Origin of the sequence: Microbacterium sp. UBA3394, assembly GCF_002358725.1 — a bacterium.
Lineage (GTDB): Bacteria > Actinomycetota > Actinomycetes > Actinomycetales > Microbacteriaceae > Microbacterium > Microbacterium luteum.
The window spans coordinates 1-11,015 of sequence record NZ_DEPK01000003.1 but is presented as its reverse complement, the minus strand read 5'-3'; the positions used below and the strand labels follow the sequence as shown (position 1 = coordinate 11,015).

Below are 11,015 nucleotides of genomic sequence, written 5' to 3'. Positions count from 1 at the left end.
CATGAAGGCGTCCACGCTGGCGGCAGAGATCTCCGACAGGAGGATCGCTTCGCCCCGCGCCGGCGCGGGCTGGGGCGGGTCACCGTGCACGGCGCCCAGCTCTGCCGGCGACATCGGGTGGATCGTGTCGATCTCCGGCGCGAGGGCGCGAAGCGGCGCCAGGAGCGCGTCCGCCGTGGCGGCGTCGGCCTGCACCGCCGCTTCGACGGCGACGACGGAGCGACCCCGCAGGAACTCCGGAATCTCGGGGATCGCCGGGTAGCGCAGCACGCGCGCGAGTGACGTCACCGACTCGGGGATGCCGTCGATCCATTCCCGCCACGCGTGCGCGACGTCGGCGGCGCGCTCGAGCGGCCACATCAGCGCGCCGGCGCTCACCTCGGTGACCGGGAAGAGCCGAATCTCGATCGCGGTGACGATCACCGGCGCGACTCCCCCACGCGCCGCCCAGAAGAGGTCCGCGTGGTGCGTCTCGTCGATGCGGAGCACCCGGCCGTGGGCGTCGACCGCTTCGAGGGCGAGAATGCTGTTCGCCGCGAGACCGTGCGAACGGGCGAGCCATCCGAGCCCTCCCCCGAGCGCGAATCCGACGGCGCCGACGCTCGGCGCCATGCCCGCGACGACCGCGAGACCGTGCTGCGCGGCGGCGTCGGCCACCGTGCCCAAGCTCACGCCGGCGCCAACCCGGGCCGATGCGGTCGCGGGGCGGATCTCGACCGAGTCGAGAGCGGAGGTGCGCAGCAGGATCGTGTCGGCGAGCGAATCGATGGTTCCCGCGGCGTGGCCGGTCGACTGCGGCGCGACGCGCAGTCCGTGTTTGCGCGCGGCCAGCACGGTCGCGACGACGTCATCGACATCGGCGGGAACCACCACCGCGACCGGGTACTGGTCGACGAGGAGCTGCCAGGCGCGTCGGGCGTCGTCCCACTCGGGGTCACCCGGCAGGATGACCGGGCCGTGAAGGGCGGACCGCAGGGCGTGCAGGTGCTCTCCGGGCAGGATCGCGGCGGAGGTGTCGGAAGCGTCAGGGGTGGTGTCGGAAGTGGTCATGTCGTCCTCGAGAAGGGATGCGGGTGGAAGGGGTGATGACGATCAGGAGGTGCGGGCGCCCGCGAGGCTGTCGAGCACGGCCTCGATCCCGAGCGGCCCGGGAGCTCGGGTGATGGCGGCGCCGATGTGCGCGGCGCGCTCGCGGTACGAGCCGTTGCCGAGGATCTCGTCGACGGCGTGGGCGATCCGGGTGGGCGCAATGCCACTGCGCGTGGGCTTCAGGCGCAGACCGACGCCGCTCCAGGCGACGCGGGCGGCAACTTCGGCCTTGTCTTCGGTGTTGCCCGTCGCGACGACCGGCACCCCGTGCGCGAGGGCGTAGTGCACCCCGCCGTAGCCGCCGTTCGTGACGAGCACGCTCGTGCGCGGGAACAGGCGGTCGTACGGAAGATAGGCGGCGATCCGCGCGTTTGCGGGCAGCGGACGGCGGGGCAGCTCGCGCCCGCCCGTGGTGGCAACGACGAGCACGTCGCGATCGGCGAGCGCGTCGATGGTCGGGAGCACGAGATCGTTCAGGTCGGCATTGGCCACCGTGCCCTGGGTGACGTGGACGACCGGACGGTCGGCGTCGAGGTCTCCCCACCAGTCCGGCACCGGGATCGACGAGGCGTCGGCCAGCGAGACCGGCCCGACGAAGTGCACGGGGGTGCGCACGTCGGTGCGCGGGTACTCGAACTCCGGCACGCTGAACTGCACCACCGCATCGGCGAGCGATGGATAGTTCATCACGGGCGTGCGCAGCTCTGCCCCGACGATGTCTCGAACCTGCCGCGCCGCGGCGCGCTGCAGGTCGCCGAAGACGAACCGGTCGGTGCTCCAGGTGAGAAGCGCGTTGCGCGCTCGACCCACGGAACCGGGGCGAGGCGGGATGCCCAGGGCGAACGGTGCGGTGTCGCGGCTGCGGAGGCCCAGGGGGATGATGCCGAGGTTGATCACCGGCGGACGCTCTGCGGCGGGTCGACTCAGGAGCAGCATGGCGCCGAGGAACATGCTCTCGGTGAGCACGGCGTCGGCGGGATGGGTCGCGAGCAGCTCGTCCACCGCGCGCAGCTGCGCAGGGGCGGGGTCGAGGAAGATGTGCTGGAGGTCCCATCGGACGCCCGCCACACCGGTTCGCCCGACACGTGCGGGAAAGGCCGCATCCATGTCGCTGTCGTCGTAGTCGGCCTCGGCCGGCAGGGCGCACCAGCGAGCGCCCGTCTGCTCGACGGCCTCTCGATAGGTCCGGCCGGTGAGGAACCGCACGTCGTGCCCCGCTCCGACGAGAGCTCGAGCGACGGCGAGCAGGGGCGTCACGTGGCCGCGCACCGGCGTGCTGCAGAGAAGGAGAGAGGACATGTGGACTCCTGTTAGGGTGTTGAAAGTACTTATGAAGTATTCAGTACCCTCAGAGGAAAGTCAATGCCCCCGTACAGCTCTCCCCTGCGCGAAGCGCAAGCAGCCCAGACCCGCCAGCGCATTCTCGAAGCCGCCATCGATGTCTTCGGCGACGCGGGCTACTCCGGTGCCTCCCTCGCGCGGATCGCGAAGGAGGCGGGCGTCTCGCTCGAAACGGTGAAGCAGAACGGGCCGAAGGCGGCGCTGCTGCTGGCCGGATTCGACTACGCCTTCGCCGGGGAGGAAGGCGAGGGACCGTTGCACGCCCGCCAGCTGGGCGAGCAGGCAGCGTCGCTCGGCCCCGCCGAGACACTGAGCTTTCTCGTGGCCTTCGTCGGCGGCGCGAACGAGCGGGTCGCTCGTCTGTGGCCGCGCCTGCTGGATGCTGCCGCCGGCGACGCCGACGTCGCCCGACGGCTCGATCAGCTGCAGGCCAATCGTCGAGCCGACATGCGAGGCGCTCTGGCCATGCTCGATGCGAAGGGGCTGATGCGGGGTTCCCGCCCGCACCAGCAGCGCGCCGATGTGCTGTCGTTCCTCATCTCACCGGAGAGCTACACCCAGCTGGTCATCGATGCCGGATGGTCGCGGTCGGCCTACCTCGCGTGGCTGGAGGATGCCATCGAGCGTCTCGTTCTAGCGTCCTGAGTGAGGCGCACCCTCTCGGGTCTTTCCACGTACTGCCAGTACGCGTCGTGACAGGTCCTTCCCCCGCGCCGGCGGCCAGAGTTGTCTGGTGGGACTGGTCGGAAGGAGACCCATCATGACCGATTCAGACTTCGACAGCCTGTTTCCTCTCGGCGCCGCGAACGACGCCTTCGCGCAGTACTTCAGCGGGCAGAGTTACCTCGCTCCCCTGGCGGATCTCGGGATGTTCGTCGCGAACGTGACGTTCGAGCCCGGGTGCCGCAACAACTGGCACGTGCACGCGGCGAGCAGCGGGGGCGGGCAGATCCTCCTCGCCGTCGCCGGCAGTGGCTGGTTCCAGGCCGAGGGCGAGGAGCCGGTCAGCCTCGAGCCCGGGTCGGTCGTGCAGATTCCGGCCGGTCAGAAGCACTGGCACGGAGCGAAGGCCGATTCCTGGTTCAGCCACGTCGCCATCTCCGTGCCCGGTGACGATGTCGAGAACGTCTGGCACGAGCCGGTCACCGACGAGTACTACAACACCCTCCCTACGACGAAGGAGAATGCATGATCACCGACGAGACCTACACCCTGTCCAACGGCGTCGAGATCCCAAAGCTCGGGCTCGGCACCTGGTTCATCGACGACGACACGGCAGCGCAGGCCGTGCGGGATGCGGTCGCCGCCGGCTACCGCAACATCGACACCGCGCAGGCGTACGGCAACGAACGAGGCGTCGGTGAGGGGGTGCGCACCGCCGACGTGTCGCGCGAGGAGCTCTTCGTCTCGACGAAACTCGCCGCCGAGATCAAGGACTACGCGGGCGCGGTCGCGGCGATCGATTCCTCCCTCGCCACGATGGGGCTGGACTACATCGACCTGATGCTCATTCACAGCCCGCAGCCGTGGGATGACTTCCGCGGCGGCGACTACGCCGAGGGCAACCGCGCCGCCTGGCGCGCGCTCGAAGAAGCCCTCGCGGCCGGCAAGCTGCGCGCGATCGGCGTCTCCAACTTCCAGCAGGCCGACGTCGAGAGCCTGCTGGACGGTGCGAGTGTGGTCCCGCACGTGAACCAACTGCTGGTGCACGTCGGGAACACCCCGGCCGAGCTCATCGAGTACTGCACCGGCAAGGGCATCCTCGTCGAGGCGTACTCCCCCATGGCGCACGGGGAGATGATGAAGAACAGCGAGGTCACCGCGATGGCCGAGCGCTACGGCGTCAGCGTGCCGCAGCTGTGCATCCGCTACACCCTCGACCTCGGCACGGTGTCGCTGCCGAAGACGGCGAACCCCGCGCACATGCGCGACAACGCCCAGGTCGACTTCGCGATCTCCGAGGAGGACATGGATACGCTCCGCGGGCTGGAGCACCGCGAGTACGGCGAGTTCTCGTTCTTCCCGGTCTACAGCGGGAAGTGACCCGGTGACGGGCGAGCACGACGCCCTCGCGGGCGTGGGCCGACGCGGCGAGCTCAGCGTGTCGAGCGTTCGCGCCGACGGCACGTACAGCCGGCCGGTGCCGATCTGGTCGGTGCTGGTCGACGGACGCTTGTTCATCCGCTCCTACAGGGGGACGGATGGGCGGTGGTACCGCGGGGTGCTCGCCCGTCGTGCGGGACGCGTCACCTCCGGCTCTCGAACGATGGATGTGACCTTCACGCCCGCCCCGGTCGAGCTCGCCGACAGCATCGACGACGCCTACCGCGCGAAGTATGCCGGCAGCGCCTACCTCGCACCGATGCTGAGTGAGCAGGCACGCGCGGCGGCGTTCGAAGTCACTGCGAAGCCGTAAGAGGAAGGGTCCGTTGCGATGCAGCGGACCCTTCCTCTTTGTTAGGCCTCGTCGCCGACTGATGCGGCGACGTTCTTGGCCACGCCCATGGCGGAGAATCCCTTGGGCCAGCCCGTGTAGAACGCGAGGTGCGTGATCGCCTCGATGACCTCTTCCTGGGTCAGGCCGTTGGCGATGCCGAAGGGGATGTGGAAGCCGAGCTGGTCGGTGTTACCCATCGCGGTGAGCGCGGCGATGGTGATGAGGCTGCGGTCGCGCTTGGAGAGCTCCTCGCGCTCCCACACCTCATCGAAGAGGACCTTGTCGGTGTAGTGGGCCAGGGCCGTGGCGAGATCGCCGAACGCCTGCTGGCCGCCGGTCCAACCGGTGGTGGGCGAATCGGTCATGATGGTGCTCCTTCGATCGGTGCGGTCGTACCTTCTCTGCCACCCGATCAGAGGGGAAGGCTGCGGGCGAGAGTCTGGTTCTGCGTGTACTGCGTGTACTGCGGGTACCTGGTTTGCGCGCTGATGGCGACGTAGCGTGAAGTGATGGACTACCGCACCGAGGTTCGCGACTTCCTGACGGCGCGTCGTGCTCGGCTGAAGCCCGAAGACGTCGGACTGCCGAACTTCGGAGGGCGTCGCCACGTGAAGGGTCTTCGCCGCGAAGAGGTCGCGATGCTCGCGGGCGTGTCCACCGAGTACTACGCGCGTCTCGAGCGAGGGGATGTCGCGGGCGTCTCGAATCAGGTTCTCGACTCTCTCGGCGACGCTCTCCAGCTCGATGACACCGAGCGCGACCACCTCGCCAACCTCGCACGTGCCGCGTCGGCCAGCCCCCGGTCACGGCGCGCGAAGCCGACGTCTCCCTCGTTGCGGCCGGGGATCCTCGCGGCGGTGAAGTCGATCACGACGGCGCCCGCGTTCGTGCGCAACGGCGCCCTCGACGTGCTGGCCGCAAACGATCTGGGCCGCGCGTACTACGCACCGATGTTCGCGAAGGCGCCGGAGACACCGAACATCGCGATCTTCAACGTCTTCGATCCGGCCGCGCAGAGCTTCTATCCGGACTGGATCAAGGCCGTCGACGGCACCGTCGCCGTCCTTCGGCACGAGGCCGGCCGGAACCCCTACGACAAGCGGATCACGGAGGTCATCGGCGAGCTCTCCACGCGCAGCGAGGTCTTCCGCGACCGTTGGGCGAACGCGGTGGTCCACCGCCACGACGCCGGCATGAAAGTGGCGGTCCACCCCGTCGTGGGCGACCTCGCGCTGCACATGGTCGGCACCGAGGTCATCACCGAACCGGGTCTATCGCTGATGATCTACGCCGCGGAAGAGGGCAGTGCGGCCGAGGAGAAGCTCCGCCTCCTGGCGAGCTGGGCGGCCACGCACGCATCGACGGCATCTGAAGCGGCAAGCGGCGGCTCCTGACGCCGAACAGGGTCAGCGAAACTCCGCATGCAATGTCTCTGTTGCTGTCGGGCCGCGGCGCGGAAGTACGTTCAGTTAGCGCACGGCCATCGGGCATTGTCAGCGGCGGGTCTTGCGAACAATTGCATCGCGCGAGCGGGCGGCCGGCCGACGCGGCCGTCAAGCCCGGATGACCACCGTCTTGCGGTCGAGCCGGTGGCAGCGGCGTCGCCCCTCGACCTCTGCTCGTTCCGGCCCTTCGGGTGACCGCTCAGAAGTCGAGTATCTGATTCGGTGGCGGCTGATAGATGGCAGACCGGCGCACGGGCCAGGCACCGCCGTACTTTCGAGACACATCCTCCACTGTGTCTCGAACCCACCCGCCCAGGCGCGGGCTGATGAGTACCTCCTCGATGAGCTGGTCCAGGTCGCATTCGAGGGTGGCGAACTGCGGAAGTCCGGTCGTATCTCGTTCTCCATAGTTATGGTCCCGTGACACGTCATGCGCTACGAGCCGGAACTCATGTTCATGAACAAACTCGGCCCGCTTCACAAAGAACTGATCGGTGAACGTCAGCGGGAATGAGCTGTCATCCGCCACTTCACGGTAGGAGACTGGCCCAAAGAAGACGTCCTCGACGACATCTGCGTTGCCTGTAAACGCCTGCCTCAAGGATCGCCAGGTGGACCGGACCACTACGCCCTTGTCATCGCCATAGATTCGCCAGAGTCCGGCGTTTTCGCTGGGGAATGCGTTCCAACAGGACACATATGTCCGCTCTCTCCAGAAGAACGAGAGGTGCTGCTCCCGATTGGCGACGGCGTTGCGGAGGTAGGACTTCTCCCCTCGGCCCTTCGCGGCCCGAAGCGCGGCTTTCGTCGCGCCGGACCCCATGACCCCCTCAAACGGGTCCTCCATCTTGGACGCCCTCGGAAGCTTGATCGCGCGCGACGCGAGGAGATCGAGGAACTTGGGAAAGTCGAGGTAACGCCAAAGGACAAGGTCGTCCGGTACCTCGTGATCGGGGTTCGTGGACCGCAGAGTCATGCGCACAGGGGGAGCCTAGCTCCGGGGATCCTTGGGGTAAGGGCGCCACGGACGGAGTGGCCGGGCGATCGCGAGATGGTCACGTACCCCGACACGCTTCACCACCGCCATCCGCCCGACCGCATGAAGACGCCTCCTGTCGAGGGGCCGCCCGCGCTTTCCTCGAAGTGCTTCCAAGACGTCGGCCGCCCGCAGGTTGTTGGTAGCGTCACTCACGTATGGATGCCCGTCACACGTCCACGGACGCGAACCCGCAGGATGATTCGCATAGATCCCGCCGTCTCGCTGTTTGGGTTGTCGTCGGAAGCGGGTTGGCGGCACTGATTTTCGGCCCAGCGGCGATCGGACTTGTGCGCAAACAACTGCACATCGGCTGCAGCACGGGCGCGCCCGGCTCGGAGGGCGCGGACACTTGGGTATGCAGAGACGGCATCGGATACCTCGGCGTTGCAGTGGCCATTGGCGGGATGTGGCTGTTTGCGGTTCTACTCGGTGCGCTAGCCGCGGGAGCCATCCGTCGCGACGATGCCGCACGAACGGTACTCGTGCTGCTCGCCGGGGTGTCGACAGCGTGGGTCTTAGGCCTCACCTGGCATGGCTCAGCCGAGCTCGTCCACGACGAGTACGCGCCGATGAGCGGTGAGGAGTACTGGCGAGCGGTGGTCGGACCGGCCGCGGTCGCGGCTCTCGCCGGCATAGCCGTCGCTGTCGTCGGCCTCTCGTTTCGGGGACGTTCCATCCGAATCTGCTGTGCTGCTGCTGCCGTCGGACTCGTCATCGCCACGGTCCTGCAACCAGGGCTCAGCATCAACACAATCCCAGCGGCAGGCGTGCTGGCCGGCGCCGCGGTGCGCGTCGCAGTGCCGATCGGGTCAGCCCAGACCCGATCCAGTCGCATCTTCCCGTAAGCCGGCGATTCACCGCCCGCAGAGGGACCGCGTTGCGAGCAGACCGCACGTCCGGAAATCAACTCTCGTCAGCCGCGGGCTCGAGAACTCTCGCGAGATGAGCGGCGTGGTCCTTATCCGTGCTGCTGCGACCCTAAGCTCTCACCCATGCGTGGCGGGCCGAATGAGAACACGCGGCGAAGGGAGAACTTTGGACGACGATCGAAAAAGTGTTGAGGAGCTGTCGCGGCACTTCTTCCGCGAGATATCGAGGCTGCGGAAAGACGAGGCGGGCATAGATGACATCGCGATCACGCCTCTTGTCGATGCGTGGTTCGCTTGCCTCGATTGGGCTGTGAAGGTCCCGCTCGCGGATGACCAAATGGCTGCAATAGCGTCGGCCGGAGCCAGCGCCGCCGAACAGTACGGCATCTACGGTCAAACGCACGGCAACAACAAGCGGAACGCGCTTCTCGCCATGCGCGGCTACTTGGACGCATTCTGGTCTCTGTTCGAAGAACTCGAATCGGCCGGCTTCGAACACCCGGACATCGAGGTGCTGAGAAAGAAGCTCGTCCGAGCGGGCGACGAGGCCGAGCAGGCTTTGGGTGTCATGGTCTACGTAAGCGAGCGCGTCGCGAAGCTGGACCAGGCAGTGCGGGCGGCGGAGGAGGCCGCGCGAGAGGCGAAGGATGCAGTCGCTCTCGCACAGAAAGCCGCCACCGAGTCATCCACCTCGACTCTTGAAGCCAGCTTCGAGACTACGGCGACGAACAACAATCGCGTTGCGTGGGCATTCCGATTCGCGACAATCGGAGTCCTCATTCTCGTGGTCGGTCTCGGATCCTACTTCGCGGTCGATCACACGCCAGTTGAGGGCGAGTCGGTCGATTGGTACGGGATCGTATACAGGGTTGCGGTGCTCTCGGGTCTCGGCGCAATCGCGGCGTACCTCGGGCGCCAGGCGGGCAACTACGGTCGCCTTGCGACGTGGGCTCACGGCATCCGAATCCAGTTGAAAGCGTTCCTGGGTTTTGTGAACGAGATCGAGAACGAGGACGCCAGGCAGTCGATGTACACCCTGTTCGGCAAGCGCGTTCTCGAATCACCGCCGGACGGTAAGTCCTCGCCGGAAGACTCTCCCACAAACTTGATTCAGCCGATCTTCGAGCAGGCAGCAAAGCTCCAGCCGCCGCAGTAGCGCCTGTGGACCATTGCGCGGAGACGCTGTCACGAACACCCGCTGCTGTCCGTTGAAGGACCGCCTTGCGGGCGGCACCACACGATCTGCCAACTCGTGACGTGAGTCAATCGAGCGCACCGCGGTGAGCGACATCGTGAGGGCGAACCTGTCCTCACCCGCTAGCGTCGGAGCGATGGTGTTCTCATGGGAGATGGCGGAGGAACTCGCCGCGGCGCACATGCGCTCGCTGGGGTTCACCGACGTGCGCAGAACTACAGCAGGGGCTGATCAGGGGATCGACGTGGTCGCCGTCGAGGCCGTCGCGCAAGTTAAATACCTCCAGTCCCCGGTCGGCGGGCCGGACATTCAGCGCTTCCGCGGCGCCGCACACCGCGTGCCGAACGCTTTGTTCTACTCGTCCTCGGGCTACACGAAAGCCGCCCTTGCCGCGGCTGACCACCTCAACATCGCATTGTTCCAATTTGATGCGCAGAACCACCTCCATGCACTCAACGGGGTGGCCGAGGTCGCAGCCGCACCACCCACGCCAGATCCAGGCAGTCCCGAGCAGTCTGCCGTAGACGAGCTCCTCGAAGCTGTCCTTCTGAGGAGGTTCCGGGTGCGGACATGGCAGCGCGTCTGTGCCCGCGGGCGCACGCAGTATTGGCTGCATCAGGTAAATCCGCCTGATGCGAAAGACCTGCTGCTCCCGGCCACGCTCGATAAGCTGCCGCTAGGAGAAGCCGAGAAGCTCGTGCTGGCTGTCCGCCCACAGATCTACCAAACCGCCCTGTCGCTTATGAAGATCGGCCACGCCACCCAAAATCGTTGGCACATCCGGCGATGGGAAGACGCCGTGGGCGACCTCGCCGCATACCGGGCAAAGCATCCAGACGCGAGCATGCCTGACTTCCCTGCTGTTCCGATTCCGGAGCTGCAAAGACAAACTCGGGTAGCGGGCTACCAACTAGATCAGAGCGTTCAGCAGCTACTTGACGCCAAACATGAGCCAGACGTGCTGCGATGGGAGGCGCTGCGTGAGGCCCGGTACCTCATCGAGGAGGAGGACTCCGACTTCGGGCACTACTCCGCCAGCCAGGCGTTACCTGCGATCTGACTACGCATGGGCGGTTGACACCCGTCGACTGTGTTCGGCATATGGACAGCGCAGAGGTTCCGATTGATCGCAGAGGGAACGAGGAGCGACCGACAACCGCACGCGCTCCGGCCCGCGCGCAACAGGCCTCAACCGCGCATCGCTCCGAAGCGGACCGCGTTATGACTCTTCGGCGGCGAGTCGCTCCAGCAATTCCCTTGCTCGAAGCATTGCTTCGAGTTGCGACGAAGGCGACGCTGCGCCGATCGCCTCGCGAATGACATCCATACGCTCGGACTTCGAGGCCGACTCCAGCAACGGTTGCGGCATTCCGGCAATGGACGCCGCGGCAGCCGCGAACAGTCCAGGAGGCGACCCGAGACTGACCCAGGCGCTCAAGACCTGACCGTGCGCCGTCTCTACGTCGTCCCCCATCTCGAAGCGCGTGATCGCAATTGCGGCGAGGCCGCTTGCAGCGCCCGTGAACTCATGCTGAGACAGATTCCCGTCGGCATCCATGACGGCGAGATTAGCGTGTGTTTAGACGGCGCTTCGGAAAGC

At 66.8% G+C, this 11,015-nt stretch carries 13 protein-coding genes; 8 read left to right on the top strand and 5 right to left on the bottom strand.

Going from position 1 to position 11,015, the window contains the following annotated elements; all coding sequences use genetic code 11:
• Nucleotides 1-1,050 (bottom strand): FAD-binding oxidoreductase (locus B4E30_RS00150; RefSeq protein ID WP_286792987.1); only part of this gene is annotated, 1,050 nt, incomplete at its 3' end.
• A gap of 42 nt (nucleotides 1,051-1,092) precedes the next feature.
• Nucleotides 1,093-2,388: a glycosyltransferase gene (locus tag B4E30_RS00145; RefSeq protein WP_286792986.1), complete on the bottom strand. Its 1,296-nt coding sequence runs from the start codon at nucleotides 2,386-2,388 to the stop codon at nucleotides 1,093-1,095.
• Nucleotides 2,389-2,451: 63 nt separating this feature from the next.
• Here B4E30_RS00145 and B4E30_RS00140 point away from each other — a divergent pair, with 63 nt between their 5' ends.
• From B4E30_RS00140 to B4E30_RS00125, 4 genes are all read left to right on the top strand, one after another.
• Nucleotides 2,452-3,075 (top strand): TetR/AcrR family transcriptional regulator, encoded by a 624-nt coding sequence (locus B4E30_RS00140; protein ID WP_286792985.1) that lies wholly within the window; start codon nucleotides 2,452-2,454, stop codon nucleotides 3,073-3,075.
• A 115-nt stretch (nucleotides 3,076-3,190) separates the two neighbouring features.
• On the top strand, nucleotides 3,191-3,622 hold the full coding sequence (locus tag B4E30_RS00135; RefSeq protein ID WP_286792984.1) for a cupin domain-containing protein: 432 nt from the start codon (nucleotides 3,191-3,193) through the stop codon (nucleotides 3,620-3,622).
• Nucleotides 3,619-4,473: an aldo/keto reductase gene (locus B4E30_RS00130; protein WP_286792983.1), complete on the top strand. Its 855-nt coding sequence runs from the start codon at nucleotides 3,619-3,621 to the stop codon at nucleotides 4,471-4,473. Before B4E30_RS00135 ends, B4E30_RS00130 begins: the two co-directional genes overlap by 4 nt.
• A 4-nt stretch (nucleotides 4,474-4,477) precedes the next feature.
• On the top strand, nucleotides 4,478-4,846 hold the full coding sequence (locus tag B4E30_RS00125) for a DUF2255 family protein (protein WP_286792982.1): 369 nt from the start codon (nucleotides 4,478-4,480) through the stop codon (nucleotides 4,844-4,846).
• A gap of 41 nt (nucleotides 4,847-4,887) precedes the next feature.
• Here B4E30_RS00125 and B4E30_RS00120 read toward each other — a convergent pair whose 3' ends face one another.
• Nucleotides 4,888-5,232 carry a carboxymuconolactone decarboxylase family protein gene (locus B4E30_RS00120; protein WP_286792981.1) on the bottom strand — a complete coding sequence of 115 codons (345 nt, stop codon included), beginning with the start codon at nucleotides 5,230-5,232 and terminating at the stop codon, nucleotides 4,888-4,890.
• 144 nt (nucleotides 5,233-5,376) lie between these two features.
• On the opposite strand from B4E30_RS00120, the gene B4E30_RS00115 reads away from it, so the two are divergent.
• Nucleotides 5,377-6,261, top strand: coding sequence for a helix-turn-helix transcriptional regulator (locus tag B4E30_RS00115; protein ID WP_286792980.1), 885 nt, complete (start codon nucleotides 5,377-5,379; stop codon nucleotides 6,259-6,261).
• 250 nt (nucleotides 6,262-6,511) lie between these two features.
• Here the strand turns inward: B4E30_RS00115 and B4E30_RS00110 are convergent, their stop codons facing one another.
• Complete coding sequence (locus tag B4E30_RS00110; protein WP_286792979.1) at nucleotides 6,512-7,288, bottom strand: hypothetical protein; 777 nt, start codon at nucleotides 7,286-7,288, stop codon at nucleotides 6,512-6,514.
• A gap of 311 nt (nucleotides 7,289-7,599) precedes the next feature.
• Between B4E30_RS00110 and B4E30_RS00105 the strand changes: the two genes are divergently transcribed.
• The 3 genes from B4E30_RS00105 to B4E30_RS00095 all read left to right on the top strand — a co-directional run bounded on the left by B4E30_RS00105 (nucleotide 7,600) and on the right by B4E30_RS00095 (nucleotide 10,475).
• Complete coding sequence (locus tag B4E30_RS00105) at nucleotides 7,600-8,196, top strand: hypothetical protein (RefSeq protein ID WP_286792978.1); 597 nt, start codon at nucleotides 7,600-7,602, stop codon at nucleotides 8,194-8,196.
• 190 nt (nucleotides 8,197-8,386) lie between these two features.
• Complete coding sequence (locus B4E30_RS00100) at nucleotides 8,387-9,376, top strand: hypothetical protein (protein ID WP_286792977.1); 990 nt, start codon at nucleotides 8,387-8,389, stop codon at nucleotides 9,374-9,376.
• A 175-nt stretch (nucleotides 9,377-9,551) separates the two neighbouring features.
• Nucleotides 9,552-10,475: a restriction endonuclease gene (locus B4E30_RS00095; RefSeq protein ID WP_286792975.1), complete on the top strand. Its 924-nt coding sequence runs from the start codon at nucleotides 9,552-9,554 to the stop codon at nucleotides 10,473-10,475.
• A gap of 159 nt (nucleotides 10,476-10,634) precedes the next feature.
• On the opposite strand, the gene B4E30_RS00090 is transcribed toward B4E30_RS00095, so the two are convergent.
• A complete protein-coding gene (locus B4E30_RS00090; RefSeq protein ID WP_286792973.1) occupies nucleotides 10,635-10,973 on the bottom strand; it encodes a hypothetical protein in 339 nt (112 codons plus the stop codon).
• Nucleotides 10,974-11,015: the final 42 nt, after the last annotated feature.

What these genes read in the sequence shown, in the direction of transcription:
- B4E30_RS00145 (WP_286792986.1), bottom strand. Translation starts at nt 2,388, where the DNA reads ATGTCCTCTCTCCTTCTCTGCAGCACGCCGGTGCGCGGCCACGTGACG.
- B4E30_RS00140 (WP_286792985.1), top strand. Translation starts at nt 2,452, where the DNA reads ATGCCCCCGTACAGCTCTCCCCTGCGCGAAGCGCAAGCAGCCCAGACC.
- B4E30_RS00135 (WP_286792984.1), top strand. Translation starts at nt 3,191, where the DNA reads ATGACCGATTCAGACTTCGACAGCCTGTTTCCTCTCGGCGCCGCGAAC.
- B4E30_RS00130 (WP_286792983.1), top strand. Translation starts at nt 3,619, where the DNA reads ATGATCACCGACGAGACCTACACCCTGTCCAACGGCGTCGAGATCCCA.
- B4E30_RS00120 (WP_286792981.1), bottom strand. Translation starts at nt 5,232, where the DNA reads ATGACCGATTCGCCCACCACCGGTTGGACCGGCGGCCAGCAGGCGTTC.
- B4E30_RS00115 (WP_286792980.1), top strand. Translation starts at nt 5,377, where the DNA reads ATGGACTACCGCACCGAGGTTCGCGACTTCCTGACGGCGCGTCGTGCT.
- B4E30_RS00110 (WP_286792979.1), bottom strand. Translation starts at nt 7,288, where the DNA reads ATGACTCTGCGGTCCACGAACCCCGATCACGAGGTACCGGACGACCTT.
- B4E30_RS00095 (WP_286792975.1), top strand. Translation starts at nt 9,552, where the DNA reads ATGGTGTTCTCATGGGAGATGGCGGAGGAACTCGCCGCGGCGCACATG.
- B4E30_RS00090 (WP_286792973.1), bottom strand. Translation starts at nt 10,973, where the DNA reads ATGGATGCCGACGGGAATCTGTCTCAGCATGAGTTCACGGGCGCTGCA.